The organism is Streptomyces sp. AM6-12 (assembly GCF_044327085.1).
Lineage (GTDB): Bacteria > Actinomycetota > Actinomycetes > Streptomycetales > Streptomycetaceae > Streptomyces.
Map to the genome: position 1 here is coordinate 299,870 of NZ_JBIQWN010000003.1, position 22,157 is coordinate 322,026.

Annotated in this window: 19 protein-coding genes and 4 pseudogenes; 12 read left to right on the forward strand and 11 right to left on the reverse strand. The window is 67.2% G+C overall.

Features of this window, described 5'->3' with window-relative positions; translation table 11 throughout:
• The first annotated feature begins 26 nt into the window (after positions 1-26).
• Positions 27-1,355 (forward strand): hypothetical protein, encoded by a 1,329-nt coding sequence (locus ACE4Q9_RS34535; protein ID WP_397988643.1) that lies wholly within the window; start codon positions 27-29, stop codon positions 1,353-1,355.
• Between the two features lie 53 nt (positions 1,356-1,408).
• On the forward strand, positions 1,409-2,761 hold the full coding sequence (locus ACE4Q9_RS34540; protein WP_397988645.1) for a hypothetical protein: 1,353 nt from the start codon (positions 1,409-1,411) through the stop codon (positions 2,759-2,761).
• On the opposite strand, the gene ACE4Q9_RS34545 is transcribed toward ACE4Q9_RS34540, so the two are convergent.
• Positions 2,741-3,577, reverse strand: coding sequence for a LuxR C-terminal-related transcriptional regulator (locus ACE4Q9_RS34545; protein WP_397988647.1), 837 nt, complete (start codon positions 3,575-3,577; stop codon positions 2,741-2,743). The genes ACE4Q9_RS34540 and ACE4Q9_RS34545 overlap by 21 nt on opposite strands.
• 354 nt (positions 3,578-3,931) lie before the next feature.
• Here ACE4Q9_RS34545 and ACE4Q9_RS34550 point away from each other — a divergent pair, with 354 nt between their 5' ends.
• From ACE4Q9_RS34550 to sbnA, 3 genes are all read left to right on the forward strand, one after another.
• Positions 3,932-4,165 carry a hypothetical protein gene (locus ACE4Q9_RS34550; protein WP_397988649.1) on the forward strand — a complete coding sequence of 78 codons (234 nt, stop codon included), beginning with the start codon at positions 3,932-3,934 and terminating at the stop codon, positions 4,163-4,165.
• 89 nt (positions 4,166-4,254) lie between these two features.
• Positions 4,255-5,298 carry an ornithine cyclodeaminase gene (locus ACE4Q9_RS34555; protein WP_397988651.1) on the forward strand — a complete coding sequence of 348 codons (1,044 nt, stop codon included), beginning with the start codon at positions 4,255-4,257 and terminating at the stop codon, positions 5,296-5,298.
• Between the two features lie 16 nt (positions 5,299-5,314).
• Positions 5,315-6,274, forward strand: coding sequence for a 2,3-diaminopropionate biosynthesis protein SbnA (gene sbnA, locus ACE4Q9_RS34560; RefSeq protein WP_397988653.1), 960 nt, complete (start codon positions 5,315-5,317; stop codon positions 6,272-6,274).
• Between the two features lie 96 nt (positions 6,275-6,370).
• On the opposite strand, the gene ACE4Q9_RS34565 is transcribed toward sbnA, so the two are convergent.
• Complete coding sequence (locus ACE4Q9_RS34565; RefSeq protein ID WP_397988654.1) at positions 6,371-6,922, reverse strand: GNAT family N-acetyltransferase; 552 nt, start codon at positions 6,920-6,922, stop codon at positions 6,371-6,373.
• A gap of 112 nt (positions 6,923-7,034) precedes the next feature.
• Here ACE4Q9_RS34565 and ACE4Q9_RS34570 point away from each other — a divergent pair, with 112 nt between their 5' ends.
• From ACE4Q9_RS34570 to ddaH, 4 genes are all read left to right on the forward strand, one after another.
• Positions 7,035-8,510, forward strand: coding sequence for a PLP-dependent aminotransferase family protein (locus ACE4Q9_RS34570; protein ID WP_397988655.1), 1,476 nt, complete (start codon positions 7,035-7,037; stop codon positions 8,508-8,510).
• A 1,009-nt stretch (positions 8,511-9,519) separates the two neighbouring features.
• Positions 9,520-10,797, forward strand: a complete 1,278-nt coding sequence (locus ACE4Q9_RS34575) for a M20 family metallo-hydrolase (protein ID WP_397988657.1) — start codon at positions 9,520-9,522, stop codon at positions 10,795-10,797.
• 16 nt (positions 10,798-10,813) lie between these two features.
• Positions 10,814-11,668 (forward strand): formyltransferase family protein, encoded by an 855-nt coding sequence (locus ACE4Q9_RS34580; protein ID WP_397988659.1) that lies wholly within the window; start codon positions 10,814-10,816, stop codon positions 11,666-11,668.
• Between the two features lie 885 nt (positions 11,669-12,553).
• Complete coding sequence (gene ddaH / locus ACE4Q9_RS34585) at positions 12,554-13,432, forward strand: dimethylargininase (protein ID WP_397988661.1); 879 nt, start codon at positions 12,554-12,556, stop codon at positions 13,430-13,432.
• Positions 13,433-14,141: 709 nt separating this feature from the next.
• Here ddaH and ACE4Q9_RS34590 read toward each other — a convergent pair.
• A complete protein-coding gene (locus ACE4Q9_RS34590; RefSeq protein ID WP_397988663.1) occupies positions 14,142-14,678 on the reverse strand; it encodes a hypothetical protein in 537 nt (178 codons plus the stop codon).
• Between the two features lie 635 nt (positions 14,679-15,313).
• Here ACE4Q9_RS34590 and ACE4Q9_RS34595 point away from each other — a divergent pair.
• Together ACE4Q9_RS34595 and ACE4Q9_RS34600 are read left to right on the forward strand one after the other, a co-directional pair.
• A pseudogene (locus ACE4Q9_RS34595) lies at positions 15,314-15,576 on the forward strand (helix-turn-helix transcriptional regulator).
• Positions 15,577-15,806: 230 nt separating this feature from the next.
• Positions 15,807-16,619, forward strand: a complete 813-nt coding sequence (locus tag ACE4Q9_RS34600; RefSeq protein ID WP_397988665.1) for a DUF6083 domain-containing protein — start codon at positions 15,807-15,809, stop codon at positions 16,617-16,619.
• A 468-nt stretch (positions 16,620-17,087) separates the two neighbouring features.
• Here ACE4Q9_RS34600 and ACE4Q9_RS34605 read toward each other — a convergent pair whose 3' ends face one another.
• The 7 genes and pseudogenes from ACE4Q9_RS34605 to ACE4Q9_RS34635 form a co-directional block, all read right to left on the reverse strand.
• A complete protein-coding gene (locus tag ACE4Q9_RS34605) occupies positions 17,088-17,318 on the reverse strand; it encodes a hypothetical protein (RefSeq protein WP_397988666.1) in 231 nt (76 codons plus the stop codon).
• 431 nt (positions 17,319-17,749) lie between these two features.
• Positions 17,750-18,070 carry a hypothetical protein gene (locus ACE4Q9_RS34610; protein WP_397988668.1) on the reverse strand — a complete coding sequence of 107 codons (321 nt, stop codon included), beginning with the start codon at positions 18,068-18,070 and terminating at the stop codon, positions 17,750-17,752.
• A 48-nt stretch (positions 18,071-18,118) separates the two neighbouring features.
• Complete coding sequence (locus tag ACE4Q9_RS34615) at positions 18,119-19,009, reverse strand: NmrA/HSCARG family protein (RefSeq protein WP_397988879.1); 891 nt, start codon at positions 19,007-19,009, stop codon at positions 18,119-18,121.
• Positions 19,010-19,092: 83 nt separating this feature from the next.
• A complete protein-coding gene (locus ACE4Q9_RS34620) occupies positions 19,093-19,533 on the reverse strand; it encodes a MarR family winged helix-turn-helix transcriptional regulator (protein ID WP_397988670.1) in 441 nt (146 codons plus the stop codon).
• Positions 19,534-19,579: 46 nt separating this feature from the next.
• Positions 19,580-19,871: pseudogene (tpg, locus tag ACE4Q9_RS34625) on the reverse strand (telomere-protecting terminal protein Tpg); the annotation flags it as partial.
• Between the two features lie 50 nt (positions 19,872-19,921).
• Positions 19,922-20,800, reverse strand: coding sequence for a CoA transferase (locus tag ACE4Q9_RS34630; protein ID WP_397988672.1), 879 nt, complete (start codon positions 20,798-20,800; stop codon positions 19,922-19,924).
• Positions 20,801-20,865: 65 nt separating this feature from the next.
• On the reverse strand, positions 20,866-21,198 hold the full coding sequence (locus ACE4Q9_RS34635) for a glyoxalase superfamily protein (RefSeq protein WP_397988674.1): 333 nt from the start codon (positions 21,196-21,198) through the stop codon (positions 20,866-20,868).
• Positions 21,199-21,729: 531 nt separating this feature from the next.
• Here ACE4Q9_RS34635 and ACE4Q9_RS34640 point away from each other — a divergent pair.
• Positions 21,730-21,882, forward strand: a pseudogene (locus ACE4Q9_RS34640) (transposase); the annotation flags it as partial.
• A gap of 5 nt (positions 21,883-21,887) precedes the next feature.
• Here the strand turns inward: ACE4Q9_RS34640 and ACE4Q9_RS34645 are convergent.
• Positions 21,888-22,037: pseudogene (locus tag ACE4Q9_RS34645) on the reverse strand (Ku protein); the annotation flags it as partial.
• Positions 22,038-22,157: the final 120 nt, after the last annotated feature.

Below are 22,157 nucleotides of genomic sequence, written 5' to 3' on the forward strand. Positions count from 1 at the left end.
TGAACGCGCACCCAAGGGAGAAAGTCATGTTGGACATCTGGGATGAGATCGCCACCGACGAGGAGGTCGAATTCCTGGAGCAACGGTCCGGCGAGGCAGCCGACAATATGGTGCACCATTTGCGCGGCTTGCCGTTCACTCCCGGTCCCGCACTCACCCCAGTGCGCCCCGTAGTCCTGAGAGACGAAGTTCGCCTCGGTATGGAGGAAGCGGCCGCGAGGCTGGTGACGCTGATCGACCGGGCGTGTTGGTCGTTGACCGACGACCCGCTTGTCCTTCGCGACCTGGTCGGCCTGAACGAACACCAAGTGCCCCTGCTCAACGCGAGTGGCCCCGCCGCCGAACGCGAACGATCGGGTTTGCTGGCCAGGCCGGACGCCGTTATCCGCAACGGGCGGCCGAAATTCCTGGAATTTAACTTTGGTACGTGTGATGGGGGCCCGAGCGCTGCAAACCAGTTCACTGCCGCCTATGCCTCGATGTACCGGACGTTCGACGAACGTCGACGATGTCCTGGCTTGCACGAACCCTTCGCCGGGCGTATTCAGCTGTTCGACCGACTGTGTGCTGAGCAGGCAAAGCCGCGCAAGGTCGCCGTGCTGGGCACGCTACGTGAGGAGAATGTCTACGACCCCCGGTACTTCGATATCGAGGTTGAGTACCTGCGAAGTCAGGGTTTCCAGTCGCAGTTCTTCGAACCAGAGGAATTCGAGCGCTTCGGTCCAGATGGCGACTGGTCCGTCGTCATCAACACCTTTCTATCCAGGGAGTGGCTGCGCATGGGCATCCCTCTGGCCGGCGCACGCAAGGCATATGAATGTGCCGTCGTCGCTTCCCCGGATTCCGGAAAGCTGCTGTCCAGTAAACTTGTGATGGCTTGGCTCTCAGAGGGCAGGTTCCAGCTGTCCGCCGATGACGCTACGCTCGTCGACGAGTGCATTCCGTGGACCCGCCGACTGAGCTCTCACTCGGTGGTTCACGAGGGGCGCGAACAGTGCGTCACTGAACTGGCCATACGGCGGCGGGAGCAACTGGTCCTCAAGCCGTTCGGTGCGTTCGGCGGCCACGGTGTCCTGCTGGGGCGCGACACAGACCCTGAGGAATGGAACGGCAAGATCAAGGCCGCGGTAGCGGACGAGAGTCACATCATTCAGGAACTGGTCGAAGCGGACCCTCTCTCAGCCGATTTTCACGATGCGCGCGCTGGGAAACTCGTTCGGCATCAGGTCTCCTACGTGCTGGGGCCTTACATCGTCGGCGGCAAACCTTCCGGCTACATGGTCCGGCATGCTCCGTCGGCCGGCCCCTCGATCGTGAACTTCGACCGGGGAGCGTCATTCAATCTCGGAATCTAGGGCGTGGACCGTAAAACCGCCCACCGGTGGACACGAAGAAGGAGTAGTGAGGGATGCAACCAGCACCCGCTCTGGCTTGGCTGGACGCCCTGGCCGAACTGGACACGGGGCAGATGAGGGAGCTGGCCGAACAGCTCATGAGCGACCGGGGAGGGCATTTCCTGACACCGGGGGAGGCCCTGCCGTTGCGGCCTCTCCTCATGCGCCGCAGCCACCTGATGAACAACGTGGCCATCGGTATGACGCTGATCCGTCTCTCGGTGGCCAACGCACAACGCCGATGCGCCGACGACCCCGGGCGGCTGAAAGCGCTGTTGGGCCAGGAACCAATGGCGGGTGCGCCGTCGCCGTTTCGTGAGCCTTGGTATGCGGGCACCTGGCAGGCCGATGTCGCCCCTCACCAGGGAGTCTGGCGGTTCACCGGCTTCGGGCGCGGCATGACAGCATCGGACATCGCTGGTCGGACCACGCTGGGTCTGGCCTATGAACGCTCGCTGGTGGCACGTCTCCTTAAGGCGGGCGGTGCCTCGCTCGTGGGTCCGGACGCCCAGGCAGTCTGGGCCCGCTCCACGGTTCAGGCAGCTCGGCGCGCCGTACGAGGGTCGGGAGCACTGCGCATCGGCCTCCTGTTGGGATCCTCGCCCTCCCCGAAGGAGGAACAGGAGGTGGAGAAGGAGGCAGGCGCCTTGCGTCGGCTCGGGGTGAAGGCCGCCCGAGTCGCCCTTGATGACGCCGACGTGCTCTTCGGACGGGTGGCCGACAGAGATGGCTCCTTCGACGTGATGGTCTACGACCGTGCGACGAAAGCAGTCCCGATCGGTTCGTCGCCACCCGAACGGCTGCGAGAGCTGCGGGCCTCGGCTTCGGGCACTGTCTTCCTGCGGGCCGACGGCGACCCGCTCTGCTCCCACGACGTGCTGCTCGCCTGGCTGTACGAAGCTCGTCATGAATTCGGACCTCGCTACACGAGACTGATCCATGACCATGTTCCCGCCACCTTTGTGGTGGACGACCGCCCGGTCCTCATCGAAGGCGTCCGGACATCGCTGCTCAAACACCTGGAGACCCAGCGTGATCATTACGTCCTCAAGGGGGCGGGGTCTCAAGAAGGAGGCACGCTCGTGGGGCGGGCGGCCGGTGAGCGACGGTGGAGCGAAGCCCTGGACAGATCGGTTGGAGGGCACTCCACTGTCGTGGCCCAGCGGTTGACGCAGGACGACGAGGTGTCCGTGCCTCTCTGGTCGGACGGCGAGGTACGCGAAGAAGGTACCTTCCGGGTGCCGACCTCGGCCCTCTATTGCGGCGGCGAGTACGCCGGCGCACTCGTCAGGCTGTCCAGCTCCGGTTCCGCAATAGCGCAGGAGGGCGGTCCCCTCCACTCCGTGCTACTGACCCTCGATCCCTGAGTCAGCGCTGTCGCCGTGGGTTTCCACCAAGCCCAGCCGGTGGGCCAGGTAGCCCCCCTGGAACCGGCTCGTCGCCCCCAGACGCACCATGATTGCGGCGATGTGCTTGCGACAGGTGCGCACCGACATGCCGAGCCGGCGCGCGATCACCTCGTCCTTGATGCCGTCGGCAAGCAACTTCAGAATGGTCTGCTTCACCTCGTCGGAAACGGTCTGGCTCGCAGTCTGGCTCTCACCACCGACCTCGAAGTCGTCAGCGGAATGCCAGCTTCGTTCGAAGACGTCACAGAGGAAGGCCGTGATGGAGGGCTCCCGGATCACCACCGCGGACAGGGGGTCCGCCTGGTCCGGGATGAAGGCGGTCTCTCGATCGAAGATGATGAGGCGATTGAAGAACTCGTCGAGTGTGCGCACCTTGGCGCCGAGGGCGGACACCTGCTGCACATAGGCCTGAGCTGGCTTGCTGTAGCGGGTCGTATGTTGGTACAGAGTGCGCATTTTGACGCCACGCTCCAGCATCCGGCGATCCCGAGGCAGCGCCTCGGCCAGGACTTCGGGACTGCGGGCGCCTCCGGGTTGGGCGGTCAGAACCTCGGAATGGCAGAGTTCAGCGGCCTCCTCTAGGGCCAGCTGGATGCTGTGAAGATCCGTGAGGTGTTGCACGCTACCGACGGCCGACGGAGTCCCCCCGGTGTATCGCGCGATGAGTGCGGCCGAACTGTCGTTGATGCGCGCGATCGCCTCCTGCCGCTGAAGGACTTCTCTGGCGAGCGGTCCGATCAGCTTGGCTGCAGCCGCCCGAGGGCTGACGGGCATGAGAACCCCAGATGGCGACTCGCGTAGAAGGTGGACGCTTCTCAACTTTGCGACGGATCGCGTGAAAGCCTCCCGAGAGATTCCAGCGATGTTCGGGGGCCGGGTCAGGGAGAGCCCTCCCTCCCTGACGGCCGCGTCGTGTACAGCCAGGTCCTGAGGCTCGAGGTCACCGAATCCTTCGCCCTTAATGTCAGCATTTGAGTTCATGCGATATCTGCTCACCTTGTGGCTATGCACGTTGGTGCTCGATCAACGGTCTAGATCGAGTCTATGAGCCGAGCGAAGCTGATCACGTCATCAGGTCCTGCCCGACGGGCGGCTTGACTCCTGTCACGAACCACACAAGGAGTAGAAATGCGCGTGATCTTCAACCGATTCGCGGGACGTAATCGGCTGCTCGCGGGTTTGGTCGTGGGCACAGCGGTCCTGACCATGACGGCTGTCGGCTCTGTGTCCTCCGCGGTGACGGGTGAGTCGACCACTTACGGCGCGAGCGCCGTTTCTCCCAAGGACGACACCGGCTGGGGGCTCGTTCGCGAGGTCGCCACCGACCCGTCCGACACCGGCTGGGGGTCCGCTTCGGCCTGAAGGTCGCCGACCCGTGCCGGAACCACACCTGGCAAGCCGCGAGCACAACCCGCCCTCGTGGCACCGTCGATGAACGCAAGGGAAGATCTATGTCACTCCAACGGTCGCGTGAGCTGACCTATCTGACGCGTGCCGAGGTCGCACAGGCGCTGCGCGAGATCGATGCGGTGGAGGTCGCCGCTGACACTCTGCGGGCACATGCGCTCGGAACCACGGTCGTCCCGGATGAGGGCTATCTGGGGTGGAGCACGCCGGACGGGCACAGCGCTCGCAGCCTCAACATGCCAGGCCTGGTCGGTGGGGCTTCTCCCATAGTGGGCACGAAGATAATCAACGCCTCGCTCGGGAACACCATGCGGGGCATACCACGGGCCGACGGACTTACCTTGCTCTTCGACGCGGAGACGGCCCATCCGTACGCGTTGATGGATGCCGCGCTGATCAGCGCGACGAGGACCGCAGCAGTATCGGCGGTCGCCGTCGAATCCTTCGCGGCCCGCCCAGTGCATCGCTTGGGGCTGATCGGGTGCGGCGCCCAAGCGAGCACTCACTTCGACATCCTCGTGCCCCGGCTTCCGGACCTTCAGGAGATCCGGCTGCACGATCAGCACCCTGCCGCCGCCGAGGCGTTCCTAGAAAGACACCGCGAGGCAGCGGCTGCCAGCGGCGTTCGCCTGGTGGTCACGGAGACTGCGGAGGAGACCGTCCGGGGCGCGGATGTCGTGGTGCCGGTCACCACCGTGACGGAAGGCTACATCCGGTCGGAGTGGTTGCGGCCCGGAGTTGTCATCGTGCATGTCTCACTCGACGACCTGCTTCCGGAAGTGGTCCTCGGAGCGTCACTCGTGGTCGTCGACGACTGGGAGCTAGTCCGTTCCGACCCTCGCAGGCTCCTGGGGCGGATGTATCGGGAAGGGCTGCTGTACGGCCCTGCCGAGGAATCGCCGGGACAACACGCGAAGCGGGTCGACGCAACCATGGGAGATTTCCTGACACAGGCAGCCCCGAAGCCGGACCCCGAGGGCGTGACTGTGGTGAATCCGTTCGGCATGTCGGTCCAGGACATCGCTCTGGCGGACCGGGTGTTGACGGTCTCGAACGCGCTGGGTCTCGGCACTCGGCTGCCCCGATGAGCCGCAGGGCGGACCTGTGATCCACGAAACCATCGCCGGAGTCATTGGCAATACACCTGTCGTCCGGCTCGGAAGGCTGTTCCAGGACCGGCATTTCGAGGTGCTGGCGAAGCTGGAGTACCTGAATCCCCTGGGCAGTATGAAGGACCGGGCTGCCCGGCACGTCATCGAAAGCTGGTTGGCTGATGGAACCCTTCGGCCAGGCGATCGACTGGTGGAGAGTTCCTCGGGCAACTTCGGTATCGCTCTGGCCGCCCTCGGCCCGCTGTACGGGCTGCAGGTGACCTGCGTGCTGGACCCGAATACCTGTGAAACGAATCTGAGCATCCTGGCGAACCTGGGAGCCCGGATCGATGTCGTCCACGAGCGGGACAGCCAGGGGGGATACCTGGAGACGAGGCTCGCGCGAGTCCGGGAGCTGATTGCCGACGATCCGAAAGCAGTCTGGGTCAACCAGTACGCGAACCAACTTTGCTGGCGTGCCCATTATCAGCAGACCGCTCAAGAGATCACGGAGCAGATACACGAGCGGGTCGATGTCCTGGTGGTCGCTGTCAGTACGACTGCGACGCTTCAGGGAATCGCGCGCCGACTGCGGGAGCATTGGCCGGCGCTGAAGGTGGTTGCGGTGGACGCCACCGGGTCGGTGATATTCGGTGGCCCGCCGGCACCACGCCGCCTCCCCGGGCACGGATCCAGCCGTAGGCCCGAGTTGGCGGCCGGTTCTCCGCACGACCAGGTGGTGTACGTAGAGGAGGCCGACGCGGTGGCTGGCTGCCATGCTCTGCTACGGAGCGAAGGAATTCTCGCAGGGGCCTCATCCGGCGCTGTAGTGAGTGCTATCACCCGTATGAGTCACCTCCTTGAACCAGGTAGCCGAGTTCTGACCCTCTTCGCCGACCGCGGTGAACGCTATGTGGACCTTGTCTATTCCAGCGACTCCTTGGAAGCCCTGGAACCCGCGATGTCATGGTAGTCCGCCAGACTCGGTCGCGAACGCCGAGGTCGGGAGAGGTAGGAGGCGAGCCGTGCGGCAACGCCTGCGAGCACTCTTTGAAGCAGCCGGGCGCCATCAGCCGAGATCAGCACTCAGCAATGAGTACATATACATGTCCCGGCGTTCGGTCCCCACCTGCTGCCAACTCCGCAGCAACCCCTCACGATTGAACCCCACGTGCTCCGCGGTCCGCAGGGAAGCCGTGTTCCATGGCTCGATGTGCAATTCCAGTCGAGGAATGAGCAAATCGTGAAGACCCCACGTCGCGACCGCCCGCAAAGCGGCGGAAGCTGCTCCTTGGCCACGTGCCGACTGCACGACCCAGTAGCCCAGTGACGCGCGGCCCTGACCGCGGTCTCGAAGCCAAAGACCGATGGTGCCCATCCGCTTGCCGTCTTCGGTGCGGACGATGACAAAGGGGTAGCCGCTGCCGCTCACGGCGCGATCCCACTGCCGATGGACGAACGCCGTGCCCTCTGTGTCGCTGTACGAAGACGGCACGGTCGTGATCAGCGGGATGTACGCGTCGTCGGAGGCCTCACGGACCAGGTCGAGATCGTCGATCTGCCACGGACGAAGTACGAAGCGACCGGCGGTCAGGTGCGGAACTGCGAGTGATTGATCCATGGGTTCGATCTTCTCATCCCACCGCCAGGGGTGGGATGAGGGCGCGGTGACATCAGCCGTCCCCGCAGAACCTTGCGAAGACAAAATGACTGGCCTTCCGAAGAGGGGCGTTATGTTGGAAGAAACCCGATATGTGGACACCGTGAGCCCCCTGGTCCGTGAGATCCAAGAGATCATCCCGGCGGCGGAACGCCGCAGCACCGGGGCCGGAGCGCGGCTGGCGACCGACGATCCATCGGCGCGCGGCTGGACAGCCTCGGGCCTGCTCGACACACCGTCATTCATGACAGGGCTGGACGTGGCCGAACTCCACTCATCCGTCATGGACTCGGCGCTGACCTCCATGACGCTGCTCAACGACATCGCCGGCCGTTACCCGAATGCCATCTCCTTCGCGGCCGGGCGACCATACGAAGGCTTCTACGACGTCAAGCAACTTCTCAGCTACCTGCGGTCATTCGAATGGCACCTCGAGACGGAACTCGGCCTCGCTGTAGAGGACGTACGCCGGACCTTCTTCCAGTACGGCCGCACCAAGGGAGTCATCCACCACTTGATCGCCCGGCACCTTGAATGCGACGAGGGACTGCACGTCGACCCGGAGTCACTTGTGGTGACCACAGGCTGCCAGGAGGCGATGGTTCTGGTGCTGCGCGCCCTGCGCCGTGACTCACGTGATGTGGTGCTGACAGCCGTGCCGACATATGTCGGGTTTCTCGGTGCGGCCAGGCTGGTCGACATGGGCGTACGACCGGTTCGAGAGGGGCCGGGCGGCATCGACTTGGATGATCTCGCTGAGCAGATCAAACGAGCCCGAGCCGAGGGATTGCGGCCCCGCGCCTGCTATGTCGTACCCGACTTTGCCAATCCCAGTGGCGTCAGTATGTCCCTGGCGGATCGTCGGCGGCTCCTGGAAGTGGCGGACCGGGAGGGCATCCTCCTCTTGGAAGACAATCCGTACTCGTTCTTCAACTCGAGCGGGGCGAGACTTCCGACGCTCAAGTCCATGGACCAGTCACGGCGAGTCGTCTACTTCGGATCGTTCGCCAAGACCGCGTTCGCCGGTGCACGTGTGGGCTACGTCATCGCGGATCAGCCCGTGAAGGGAGACAGCGCGGAAGCCAAGCTGTTCGCCGATCAGTTGGCACGAATGAAAAGCATGCTGACGCTGAACACATCCACCGTCGCCCAGGCGGTGATCGGCGGCTACCTGGTGGAGAACGGGTGCAACCTGGAACGGGCCACGCGACGCGAAGCAGCCGTGTACCGCACGAATCTGCGCGCCGTGCTGGACGGCTTGGAGGAACGCTTCGGCGCCAGTTCCCCAACCGGGGGAGGCGGCGGTTCTGTCTCATGGAACGCTCCTAGCGGCGGCATGTTTGTGGTCGTCACACTTCCCTTCCCCGCTGATGATGCGACGCTGGAGCGGTCCGCCGGCGACTTCGGAGTGCTGTGGACCCCGATGCACCATTTCTACTCTGGCGCCGGTGGCTCTCACCAGATCCGACTCTCCTTCAGTGTCCTGTCGCCAGAGCAGATAGACACAGGCCTGGACAGGCTGGCCGCCTTCGTCGCTCAAACGACGTGAGTCCATGGGGGCGTGGTGGCGTATGGCGCCGGACGACCGCACGACGACAGGTCTTCGTGTGCTGATGGGCCCAGCGCATGGTGGAGTCGACGGTGACCTCCGACGTGATTAACCTGGCTGCGTCCCCACGGGAGCCTCCCCCGGTCAGCCCCCGTCCGGGCATCGTCATCCCCGAAGACTGCTACTGGACCGATCTCGACGCGACCGCGCGGCCCGGGCGCTCGGTCTCGATCCGGCGGCCTGCCTTCCAAGGCTGCGGTACTGACCCTGCACGCCGAGCTCTCCCGGGGGCCGCTGGCGGCGACCTGTCTCGTGGTCGGGCACGAGGGCGATCAGCTCGACCGCCTGTTCGATGTCGCCCCCGCTGCCTCCTGACCGCGAAGTCGACCGCCTGACGTGGGTGGGTGAACCCACCATGAGCGATCGGGCCAAGCCTCGCCGGATACGTGCTGGCGTTCTCGCCAATGCCTGCCGCACGGTTGCCGAAGTCTTCGACGCGGCAGGGGCCGGTCCTTGGCAGACGTGATGCCCCATGCTGGCCACGCTGATGACCGTCTGCCCGGGCATGGGAGGCTGGGTGGGGTTGGCGTCGCAAGGCCTCGAGGGCTTCTAGGCGGCGGACTACCTCACACCGAGACCCCCAACACCTGATGCGTGGTGCCCATACGGATTCCACATCGATGCCGCACACCGGACTCCGGGCGGCCGTTCACTGCGGTCGATCCTCCCGCTGATGCAGGACGGCGCTCCCTATGACCGTAGGAGTGACACGCTTCAAAGAGCGCCCCCACCGCGGCAGGGCGGCCGCCGTGTATGGCCAGCGCACGAAGCGCCGTGCGCAACAAGCTCACACCACTCGTGTGTGGCGCTCAGGTTCCTGCCGTGCACGTTACTGATCCGCCATGCTTGTGGAGCCGCCGTGTGGTGGCCGACATGATCGGAAGAACCGCTGCTGGGCGTGCGGCGTGGACAGTCCGAGCCCCTTACACCACCGGCACTGAGGAGAACCATGCCCCCCGACGTATCAGAGCGCGTCACCATCGACGGTGACCGGTTGTGGCGCTCACTCATGGAACTGGCGGAGTTCGGCGCGTACGACGACGAACAGACAGGCTTGCGCGGCGTGAACCGGCTCGCGCTCACGGATGCCGACGCGGAAGGGCGCCACAAGCTGGTCTCCTGGATGGAGGCGGCCGGCCTCACCGTGCGTTTCGACGCGGTGGGGAACATCTACGGACGCCGGGACGGCTCCGCGTCGGACGCGCGTCCGGTCGTGATCGGGTCCCACATCGACAGCGTGGTCACGGCGGGCGCCTTCGACGGCTGCCTGGGTGTCCTGGGTGGCCTTGAGATCGTCCGTGCGCTGAACGAACGCGGTGTCACGACGCGTCGTCCGCTGGAGATCGCGGCTTTCAGCGATGAGGAAGGTGTTCGGTTCGGCACGGACATGCTTGGCAGCGCTGTCGCGGCGGGACGGATCGCGCTGGAGGACGCCTACGCCCTCACGGACACGGACGGCCTGGCGTTCGGGGACGAACTTGTTCGGATCGGGTTCGCTGGCCCGCACGATCCGCGGCTTGACCCACCACCGCATGCCTATGTCGAGTGCCACATCGAACAGGGTCCGCTGCTATGCCGGTCGGGCACCGACGTCGGGGTCGTCACTGGGACCCAGGGCATCTCGTGGCAAGAGGTGATCGTCTACGGCCGCGCTGCCCACGCCGGGGCCACCCCCACCGATATGCGCGCCGACGCCGGTCTTGTCGCCGCCGAGATCGTGCGTCATCTCCGCACGATGGTGGACAGCGGCGACTACGGTGATCTCCGCGCAACCGTAGGTCACCTGACCCTCCATCCGGGCGATACCAACATCGTGCCCGCCCGGGCGAACCTTACGGTCGATCTGCGCAATCCGGACGAGGAGCACATGGTCCGCGCCGAGGAAGACCTCGCACGCTACCTCGACCGGCTCGAGCGAACGCAGGATGGGCTGCGCATCACCACGCGTCGCATGGCCCGTACTTCGCCGGTCGCCTTCGACGACCGGCTCCAGAAGATCGTCGCCCGCGAGGCCGATGCCCTCAACCTGACCCACACCTCGATCCTTTCCGGCGCGGGTCACGACGCACAGGAGATGGCGGCCATCTGCCCGGCGGTCATGATCTTCGCCAGGGGTGAGTACGACGGCATCAGCCACAGTCCACGCGAATACTCCACTGCGGAGTCCTGCGCCCGGGCCATCAACCTTCTCGCGGCCACGGCACTGAGCCTCGCCGACGAGGAATGACAAAGGAGAACCGACCGTGCAGTCCACGTGTGTCCTGATGTCGGAGGGGAGCTTCCACGCGACCTATCTGATGTCCCTGTGGCTTGAGGAATTCGGCGCCGCGCCTTCGTTCGGCGGCGTCTTCATACGGGATGACCCCGGCCGAGCAGGCCTCTATCGGCAGCGGATCGCCTTCCACCTAGCCCACGCCGGGAAGCGGGACCTGACCCCCAGCGAGTGGGAGAAACTGCGCCACCTCTACGAGGATCTCGGCGAGACGGATGAGGCCATGCTCAGGATGTACGGAGTGCCATCGCTGCCGGGGGACCTGCCGGAGCGTCTCGGGTTCCTCGGTGAGAACCTAAACGCCGCGAATGTCAGGTCCTGGGCAGAGGATCTGTGCCGCCGCGAACCCACTCCATATTTCTTCGTGTTCCTTGACCGACTCCTTGCGCCGTGGTGGATCGAACTGGCTCCCGGCCGGATCATCAATGGCCACTCCGCCGTGCTGCCCCACGCCCGCGGCATGTATGCCTCGGAGCAGGTCGCCGCAGAACGCAACATGGAACGGTTTCGGCTGTGCGTCGGCGCCACGGTGCACTTCGTGGACAACGGGGTGGACACCGGCCCGCTTATCCGGGCCGAGCGGCTTCGCGACCCGTTCGCCTTCAGGACACTCTGGGAGTGCAAGGGCGCCTCCTTCTGGACGGCATTCGATTTGCTGGTAGGCGTCGCACGAGACGTGAGCCTGCGCAGCGGCACCCTGCCAGCCGGTCTGCGGGTCGTCGCTCCCGACGACCGTGCCTTCCGAAGCAAGGACTTCGACGCGTCGCGCCGACTTGCCGCCGTGGCCGGCTACGTCAGCATGAAACAGCACGCCGCGGCGCGATGAGCCCGCCCTTCGAAGCTCGGTCGCCGCGCCTTTTACGTTCAGCGAACGCAGGGGATACCGGTTCTCCCGTCGGCCACCCTCACGGCCCCGGAGGGGCCTGGTGCGAGGCGCTCATGCTCCGTTCGGCCCGGCGCTCCAGCAGCCTCGACGCCGACCCTTTGGCAAGGTGCGCGGTATGCGAAGGTGCCCCGGCCACGGCCGGCCTCGATCACCCTGAGCTTGCACACGCCGAGGCTGTGCCAGCCGGCCGAAGGGCAGGGCCAGGGCACCGTCGGGCGGGTTGGTGTTCGAGCCTCGGTGCGCATGGCCGGACGGTCACCCGGCCGACCACTGTGGCCAGTTCCCGGGCATGTCCACTCGAGCCGACCACGCCCGTCGGCAAGCTGGGCGCGCTCAGCCGGACTCCGGGCCACCAAGTCGTCCTCCTAGCGCAGGGCGCGCAGATCCAAGGCGCCCTGTATGAGCATCCGCACCACCGCCCGGCCTCCTTCGGCGACCTGCTGTTCGAGTACATCGTGCGTCCAGCCGGACACATCCCGGCCACAGAGACGGGTGATGAGAGAAGCAAGGGAAAAACGTAGGCCGCAAACAGGTCAGCCGCTGTCCCGAGGCCCTAGCGTTCCACCGGGCTCTCGCTTTCCGGAAGGTTGAACGGGTGACACCTTCAACGCTACGGACGACAGCTCACCCCGTTCACCCATGCGCGGCGGCACCGGTTCGCGCCCCGACCGCCCTTGCGCACGCCCGGCGTCCCGCGGCCGAATAGCCCCGCCCGACCTCCGCGATCCAGCCCGGCTCCGCCAGGAGCCTGGGCTTCGCCCGTAGCCCCTGCACCTTCGACTCCGTCACCGCGCCCCACTCCCAAGGATCCCGAGGAGCCCCGCTATGCCCTGGACCAGCACCCTCCCCTCCCGTCCGGCCCCGAGCCCGGATGGGAGCCCCGTGCCGAGCCCCGTCCGTGTCGCGGTGCCGCGGCGGCTGTTGATGTGCCGGCCGCAGTACTTCGAAGTCAGCTATCGCATCAACCCCTGGATGGACCCGAACCGGCCGGTGGATACCGTGCTGGCACTGGCGCAGTGGAAGCGTCTGCGCGGTCTGTACGAGTCGCTCGGGCACACCGTGGAGGTGATCGACCCGCTGCCCGGTCTGCCGGACATGGTCTACGCCGCCAACGGGGCCACCGTCTTCGACGGCAAGGTGCTCGGCGCCCGCTTCCGTCACCTGCAGCGGACCGCGGAGGGGCCCGCCTACCTCGACTGGTTCGCCCGGCAGGGATTCACGGAGGTTCTTTGGCCTGAACATGTCAACGAGGGTGCGGGTGACTTCCTGAGGGCGGGCAGGACGATCCTGGCTGGCGCCGGCTTCCGCACCGATCCTCGCGCGCACGTCGAGGCCCAGGAGTTCTTCGGGCTCCCCGTGGTCGGACTGACCCTCATCGACCCCCGCCACTACCACCTGGACACCGCCCTGGCAGTCTTGTCCCCGGACGAGATCATGTACTACCCGAAGGCATTCACCCCCGGCAGCCGCGCGGTCCTGCGCTCGATGTTCCCGGACGCGATTGTGGCCTCGGACGAGGATGCCGCGGCCTTCGGCCTCAACGCGTTCTCCGATGGGCTGAACGTCCTCCTTCCCAAGGCCGCCGCGGGCCTAATCCGGCAACTGAGGGACCGCGGTTTCCAACCCATCGGCGTCGACCTCGCCGAACTCCTCAAGGGCGGAGGCAGCGTCAAGTGCTGCACCCTCGAACTCCAGGGGGCCTGAGACCGAGACGCCCCTGGGCGCCAGCTCGCTAGTTTGATGTCAGCGCGGGGGTTCGACAACCCCTCGGGGGTCACCGCGAGCGGACCAGACCGTTCCAGCGTCGAGGCCAGCCCGCTGCACTTCCCTCGCGGACACGCTCAGCTGCCGGCACTGCAGCCTCAGCGATCGTGGAATGGTCGCTGTACCCGTCCCGCCGCTGGTGTGCTCCTGATGAGCCGCGAGGGAAAACCGACGGCACAGCGTGGGAAACGATCTCTATGGGTGGGGCGATAGCCCCTGAACAGCGACTTCCGTCGGTGCCCCGTTCTCCAAGCAGGCAAGGCAGTTCAGGACGGGGTCGTCGATCAAGAGGCCCTGGAGGAAGGAAGTCAGGGTCCAGTATCTGCAGATGCGCAGGGCCGATGTTGAGTGGCCGACGCAGAGCGACATGGAGGGCGCCATGTCACTGCTGCTCGTAGGCCTTGGCGTTGCCACCCTCGCACGATCGAGCGGGCTGTCGCCTGCCTGATCTCACTGCGATGTCCGCCGCGGCTTCTAGACCCCGAGAAGCCATTGTCGTACAGCTCTTGGTGGATGCTTCCTGGAACAGGCCCCTGGTGCAGTTCGGGATTGTCGAGACCGTGAGCACGCCAATCGCGGTAAGCGATGCCACCTGACCGGCCGCCTCGCCTCACGGAAGGGCGGGTAATTCAGGGCCCTCGGCTCGATCTCATCGCTGTCCTGGTGCGAGCGTCCAATGAACATCGCCTGAGTGGGGGCAGATCCGCCAGGCTTCCAGAACCCCCCTGTCAGTCAGGCAGGTCATCATGCTGGCTAGTTCTTGACCAGGCACACCGCAGTCACGCTGGACTTGGTCGCATTCGCGCAGTCCCTCTCCTGAACACGGATCGCTGTGAGCTGTGACGTAGACGCCCAGCAGCCGCTGGCGGGGCTCCGCCACACCCGTCCGCGCCGGGCTCCCTCTGCGCAGCGCCCAGTCCGCGGCCTGCCGCCGGTCGGGACGGGCGGGCGGCTGAGCCAGCAGCGCGGGATCGCGCAGCTGCGCCGTGATTCCTTCCGCTCTGGGGTCGTCCACCATGCTCAGCCACTGCGCCCGCTCTAGCTCGCGGCAGACTTCCGCCGCGTCGATGCCGAGGCTGCGCAGCAGGCCCGCGGGGAGATCGACCCGCATCCAGGTGTTCATGCGCAGCGCGCACTGAAGGGCGAGAAGCCTTGCCTCGGCAGTCACGTCCGCGGGCAGGACCACGGCGAGGTAGCTGAGGATCTCGCCGACTCGCCCGCGCTCGCCCGGCGCCCTCGCGACCGGGAGCGGCGCGGCCGCGCGGAAGGCGGGTGGAGGGGACCAGCGTGCAAGGTATCGGGGACGACGGCAGCCCGGGCCGTAGCGGCGGCGCACGCGCCGCAGGCGTCGGCGAGCCGCCATACCCGGCCACCTCGTTCGCAGGCCAGGAGTAGGCGGATGGGACCGTCGCACCCGCGGTGGCGGCGGTGCCAGCGACAGCCGCGCTCGTGGCAGTGGCACGTCCGCAGATGAGGCGCTCTTAGATCGCCGCGAGCGTGCCGAGCGAGGTGGGCCAGTGCCGCAGAACGGGCTGAGGCCGCGGCGACGGGCCTGTCGGCTAAGGGGCACTGCTGGCATGTCAGGACCAATCGGCCGGACTGAGACCGCAGCTCCACCGTCCAGGCACGCGGCGCCGCAGGACGCGCTGTGCGCAGTCGCATGGACAAGCGCCCCTCCTTCCCGATCCCGCACCGGTCCCTCCTCGACGGGCGGCCGTCACCGTAGTGCAGACTTCTCCCCTCTCGCCGCCAGGGCCGTTTAGAGAAATAGGGCAGAGGTCTGCACTGACAGGGCAGTGGTCTGCCCCGTCGGATGGTCGGGTGACGATCTTGCCGCCCGATCCGGACCTCGAGGCGCTACGGCTGGAGCTGGCGCGACTGCGGGCCGCCCGGGGGCGGAGCTACGACGAACTCGCGGCCCGCAGCGGCCTGGCCAGGCGCACTCTGATCGAGTTGAGCAGGGGCGTACCGTGGGCACGCTCAAGACGTGGCACGCTCTCGCCCACGCCTTTGGAACGCCGTTCGACGAGCTCTTCACCTCCCTCTGCCACGGGCATGAGCCGCCCGTGGGCACCGACGACTGATCAGGGGCGGCTGGGCTGGCGCGAATCACCCGAACCGGGAGCGCCACATCGAACGCACGACCAGCAGTTCGCACTGCTGTCGCCCCACTTGGTCTATCAGGGGGATCCGGTGGGCCGGGTGCTGTCGGCGCGGCGTGTTGGCTGGCAGCTTCGCCCGCATGTGCTCTTCGCCTCATCCTTCTGCGCGGCGCTGGGACGGCAGCCGCGGGAGTGCCCCAGCCCGCAGGTCCTTGCGGGTCGACCCGGAGGGCGTCAGCCGGCTGCTGCGCTGTGGTCAGACCGCGTCCTGCCTCGAGCGCGGCAACGCCGTCGAGTGGTACGTGCGCAGCAACGAGCGCCGGGTGCGGCTGCATCCGCACGAGATGCCCGCCAGCCGGGTGCCGGAGTCCTGCCGCTGGCACGTCAGCTCTGGTGTCGCTCACCCCTCGGGCGACGGGAGCAGCTGGTGCCGCCTCCCGCACGCCGTGCTGTGTCCCGCGCGCCCGGCACCGCCGGACGCGCCCCAGCTCTCGGGGCTGCGTCGGTCTCTTGCGCTGCGCACGCGCAGACTGCTGGATGCCGGGGTCTTCGCCTCGTCGGCGGCGCCGCACGGCCCGCGATCGGGTGAGGAGGTCTGCCGCCCGGCCAGGCCCGTAGTGCAACTGCTGTACCTGCGCTATCTGGCGTCCTGCCCCGTCGAGGAGATCCAGTGCGTCACCCAGACCCGGCGCCGCGTACGCTGCAGCGCCAAGGTGCTCGGCCCTGGTGATCTGCGTGGCGTGTGGAGTCTGGTGCCCGTGAGCGTGCAACGCGGTCAACTGGCCCTGCCGTCGGACGTCATGGCCGTCTACAGCCTGTCCGCGCTGCCGTACCAGGAGCAGTTGCGCTGGCGCAGCCAGCGGTGCGTTCAGCATGACGCCACCCCCACGGCCGGTGACCTCGCCGTGGCGGACTGGGAGCCCTTCGACCCACTCCGCCACCACGAACACATCCACACCCGCCTGCCCGCGCATCGGCGCCGTCCCGGCCACGGCAGTCCCGCACTGCGGCAGGCCCACTCGTGACGATGCGCCAGTACGCCGTAGAGATCTCCTTGACCAGACCCGCCACTGCCCGGGAGCTCGACCGGGCCCGCCGCAGGATGTTGTTCGCGGCGAACGCCGACCGCACCCGGCTGATGACGGTGCACAGCGGCACTAGTGCGGGCCGCGCCCTGCACCGGCTGCGGCGCCGGCTGGACGACGTTCTGCCGATCGACGTACTGACCATGCACTACCCAGATCGCGATGGCCGCGTCCTGCTCAATGTTGACCTCCCCCAGGACATCGATGCCTCGGTCCGCAGGGAGGCGGCCGCCAGCGACCGACGCCTTCGGGACGTCCTCGGCGAGCGGATCACGACCGCTCTCGCGCGCGAGCGACGCGAGAGGCGGCACCGCCTTGAGTCGCAGTTGCACGGCCTGCTCGCCCAGCACACTCCGCAAGACGTGCTGGCCTGCGCGGCCGCGCTCCTTGCGAGGACGCCGGACTGCGTCAGCCCGCCCAGCCCACGTCGATCACCTCGATGCCGCCGAGGAACGCGGTGAACGACACCCACGAGCGGGGCCCGAACACCACCGCCGCATGCCACCCGCCGGGTTCGGGCCACTCGTGCGGCCGCACCAGCGCTGCGGCAATCGTCTCCATGACCTCCTGCCGCCCCTCCGGCGGCAGTTCATCCAGCGCATCCTCCGCCCGGATAGCCAGATCAACCTCGTACGGCACAACGCACCCCCGTGGTCGTGATCAGCGAAGCCCACACCGTACGGGCCTACGGCCGGTCACGTGTCGGCCTGTGGATAACTCGCCGCGCCCGGCTTCGGGCACCGGCCCCGCGCGGCGGCTTGGCCCGCGGCCACGAGCGACTGTCCGGCGACGCGCCCGCTATGTCCTGGCGGTACCGGTGTGCCGGCGGTGGAGACGAGCAGCCAGTTCGGACCCTGTGGCAGGCCGTCGTCGAGCCTTCCCGGGGCGGTGCCGCCCGCGAAAACCAGTCGGTGTTGTCAGTGTGACCATCCGTTCTGGAAGTTCACCTGATGACAAGGACTGCGGGGTGTGGCGAGTGCTTGGTAGGTGGCGTTCCAGGCGGCTTGCGTCTGCACTGTGGCCGAGCGCCCCTTCTGCCGGCGGACGACAGATTGAATGCTCAGTTCCGCTTAGGGTCCCTCAGCGCACCGTCCCGGCTCTGGCTGCCGGAGCCGGGACCCTCCCCCCAACTGCTCACCGCCCTCGATCCAGACCTGCCCGTCCGGCCGGTGGTTACCGTCGAAGGCGCCTGCGCCCGCCAGCTTGGTCTTGAACAGCCGGACGCCATAAGCGTCGCGATGCACTTCCGAGGGCGCGTCGGTGGCGTCGGTGTTGATCGCGACGACCTCGCCGGTGACGGGGCGGTGGAAGTCGGAAACATCGAGGACGGCAATGGACAGTGCCAGCAGGGCCGCGGCGGACCAACCAGCCACAACCAGCCACAACAACAATCTCTACGCCTTCTACCGCCGCATGGCGCCGAGGTCAGGGCGGCAGGCTCAGGAACCAACCACGTTTGTGGGCGCGGTCCAGCCGGTAGCGCGGATCCACTCGGCCAGGTTCAGAGTGGCCGGCTCGATCGAGCGCACCACCGTGAGGTCCGAGGGGTAGTCCGCCGCCTTGGCGAACTCGCGGAACATCACCTTGTCGAGGTCGTTGGGAAGCACGCTCAGCGGGAGGGCCTCGTACCGTGCCGGGAGCCCGGCGCGCGCGCCGAACGCCGCGGCGATCTGGGGGCCCGTCAGCTCGTCGCCGACGAGCTCGACGGCTCCGCCGGGCACCTTTGCGGTGTCGAGCAGGAGCGCGGCGGCGACCCGGCCGATGTCCCTGACCGAGATCATCTTCAGGGCGACGTCCTCCGGCAGCGGCAGCCTCAGCACGATCTCCCCATGCTCCAGGCTCGGTGCCATCACGCTCGCGAAGTTCTCCATGAAGGCGGTCGCGCGAACCATCACGGCCCTGAGGCCGGACTTCCTGAGGTGCTCCTCGATCCAGTGCTTCGAGTCGTGGTGCGGCACACCCGACTCCCGGTCCGCTCCGAAGACCGAGTTGAACACGACGTGTGGGACACCCGCCTCGACCGCCGCGTCGACGAGCGCGGTACCGATGCGGATCTCCATCTCGACCTCTTCGAGGCTGTTCGCCTCCGGGGTCATGAAATAGAACCCCTCGACCGTTGTCAGGGCAGCGGCCAGCGACGCCGGGTCGTCGGCCCGGATGGCTGCCAGTTCGACGCCGCGAGCGGCCAGCGCCTGAGCTCGGTCGGACTGCGGGTTGCGGACCAAAGCCCGCACCCGCGCCTTGTGGTCCAGCAGCGCGTCGACCACCGCCCCGCCCTGTTGCCCCGTCGCGCCAAAGACTGCGATCGTGCCGGCCGTCTGTGTACTCATCGCTGCCACCTCTCATTAGTTCATGCCGTGAACGAAATTAGTTCACGGCATGAACTTCGTCAAGACGCGGGTGTAGCGGGACCTCACGGCGTGATGGGCGGGTCCAGGGTGGGCGCAGGAAGGTCCGAGGTGTCCACGATGGCGGTGGCCACGCGCTCGAAGTCGCGCTGGTCGTCAGCGTCGAGGTTCCTCGCGATCTCGGGCAGGCGCTTGGCGACCTCGGCGTAAACGGCCTCGGCCAGCACCTTCCCCGTGGGCGTCACACTGAGCATGACGACCCGTCGGTCCTGCGCCGAGCTCGCCCGGCCGACCAACTCTCGCCGCGCGGTGCGATCGACCAGCTGGCTCAACGCGTTCTTGGTCATACCCAACGACGCGGCCAGGTCAGCCATCTGCCGCGGCTCGTCCCTGACTGCGCAGAGCAGCGTGGCCTGCGAGGGGGTCAGATCGAAGTTGGCGCATATCTGCGCGTACTTGCGCTGAATCACCACCGAGAGCCAGAAGAGCTTGTCGCCATAGTCCACGCCTACCTCCCCGGTTCGATGACGAACGACCAGCCTACTCGTCGCGGAGCTCCTTCATCTGCTGGTCACCGGCCCCCGCGTCCCGGGCGCCGAAAGGTCGGCGCCCGGGACGCGGGGGAAGGTGCACGGTCAGACGGCGGAAGCGTCCATCATCAGCCGTGCCGACCGGCACGGTGAAACCGAACCGGACGCGGGCCTCCACGTGATGCCGGCGCTGGTGGCGGCCTGGCTCTGCCGTCGCTTGCGCACCCTCGGCTGCCAGCGTCGCCTACGGCGGTGTCAATCCGCGCGGCGACGTCGGAGCGAGGATGCCTCCGAGCGCCGCGCCGGTAGCGGTTGCGGAGTCAGCCGGGCACCGCTATTGGAGAACCGAGGGCCCGCGGCAAGATCAGGCCTTCCGACGGCACGGAAGAAGTCGGCCCAGTTCTTGTCGGTGTCGGGCATCGCAGATCCACCCGTCCGCGGCCTGATGCGGCCCGCGATTCGGGACGAGCGTGCGGCTCCATCCGATTTCTCCGACCGGGGGATCGAAGGACTTGCCCCCGAGGTGTTCGACCAGGTTGAACGCGAGCATCGTGTCGGCCATGGGCACGTCGACCCGTTCCCCTTCTCCCGTGACCGCCTGGCTGTGCAGGGCGGCGAGGACGGAGCCGACGATCACCAGGCCGCAGATCTTGTCGGCCAGCACAGGCGGCGAGAACCGCGGCGTTCCGAACGCGCGCCGATACAGGTCCGGCATGCTGGAGACAGCCTGCATCGTCAGCAGGGTGGCGACCAGTCCGACGGCCACCACGATCGGCGCCACCGTGGCGGCCGTACGCCGCCGGGAGGTGAGGGTGTTCTCGCGCACCAGCAGCGGGCCGGCCTTGGCCGAGCCGCGCAGCGGGCCGATCAGCAGCCGGGTGATCGGCCGCAGCAGGATTGGGGCCAGCAGGGTGACCGCGCCGACGTATAGGACCGGGACCACCTCGTACTCGCGGGCGCTGGCCGCCAGGTACGGCTCGCTGCGGGCGATGACGGTCCCCGCGACGACGGCGCCGATCAGCATCCCGATCCCCAGCAGCCAGCGGATCGGCGTCATGACGCGGCGCTCCACCACGCTCTCGCGCAGCACCTCGATCGGCCGGATCACCGAGACCCGGACCAGGGTGGCGGCCGAGCCGGCCAGCGCCGCGGCCACGCCTGTGACGAAGGAGAGCAGCAGCGGCAGGGGGTTGAAGGGGATGGTGAACCAGGACGGGGCCACGTTGTGGTCGAGAGACCGCACTATCCCTGGACGCGCCCCGCGCGAGGCACTCGTCACCGCCGTCCTCGTGGAAGGACCGACGACCGTCATTCCATCGGTGTGCCGATCCGCAGCCGGTTGCCGTCAGGGTCGCGCACTTCAATCTCACGCGCCCACGGAGCATCCTCCGTCTGCACACCGAACTTGGAGGCGATGGACTCGACATCACGGACGCGGAGGTAGATCAGCGTGTCGGGGCGGGCGTCGCCCTTGTGCTCCGACAAGAACAACCGCACTCCGCCCCGGGCGACTTGGACGAATGCGGGAAGTCCCGGTTCGAAGCGGTGTTCCCACTGCTTGGCGAAACCCAGCCGCTCGTACCAGGCGACAGCCGCCGCAGCGTCCTCGACGCGAAGAATGGGAATGACTTCTTCATCCATGGAGCCATCGTCGCAGACCGTTTAGGGCGAACGTTGCCTGATGCGTTACAAAGCCAGCCGAGGCTGGCCAGGCCGGTGGTGTGGTGCTGATCCCTCGTACAGAATCCATGTGCGCCGCTCCAGGTCAGCGTGGCGGACAAAGTGCATGCCGGTCGGGCCGAGTGACATGGCTGTGACAAGCATGCGGCCGTCGGCGCCGTCGCCCACCGCGCCGCGCCTCCTGCCTTGCGAACGCGGGGCTCACTGCGGGCGCCCTTGACCCCTTCTCACCGAGTCCGACCTCTTGACCACGCCGCGCCGCCGCGCTCCGCGCCAACCATCGCGCCCGGTACCCCAGCCGCGGCCGAGCCCGCAGGCAGTTGCGCTCCGCGGCGAGACGGTGCAGTGGCACCGCCGTCTGGTCGAGAGGTCTGGCACGTGGCGCACGACCTTCCCCGCGCCGGTGCACGCCGGCGCTTGCTCGCCGCGCTGCCACAGACGCGGTGAACGTGGCGGCGGGCCGGCGGGGCGGCCCGCCGCGGTTGCTAGCGCCTGGCCGAACTCGTCGCCACCTGTAATGCGATCGGTCTGGACGTCGGCAAGAGCGCCCATCACGGGCACGGGCTGACCCCGGCCGGGAAGAAGGTCTTCGACAAGCAGCTGCCCAACAGCGAGCCGAAGCTGCGGGCCGTCTTCGCCAAGCTGGCTGGCTCGCACACCTTCCGGTACCGGATCCGCCCATGGTCGGCCAGGTGGTACCGGTGGAAATGGATCGAGTGATCCTCCGTGGCGCTCAGCACGTTGATCGGCACCGTCACCAGGCCGAAGCTGATCGCGCTGCTCCAGATCGTCCGGGGCATGGGCAGACCTCCGCTCTCACCCCGAGCATCACCAGCGTACGACCGACGCACCGGACGTGTGCGCCGCCGATCCACCAGACGGAGCGCCCGTTCCCCGCTTCCGCTGCGGTACGGCGTGGC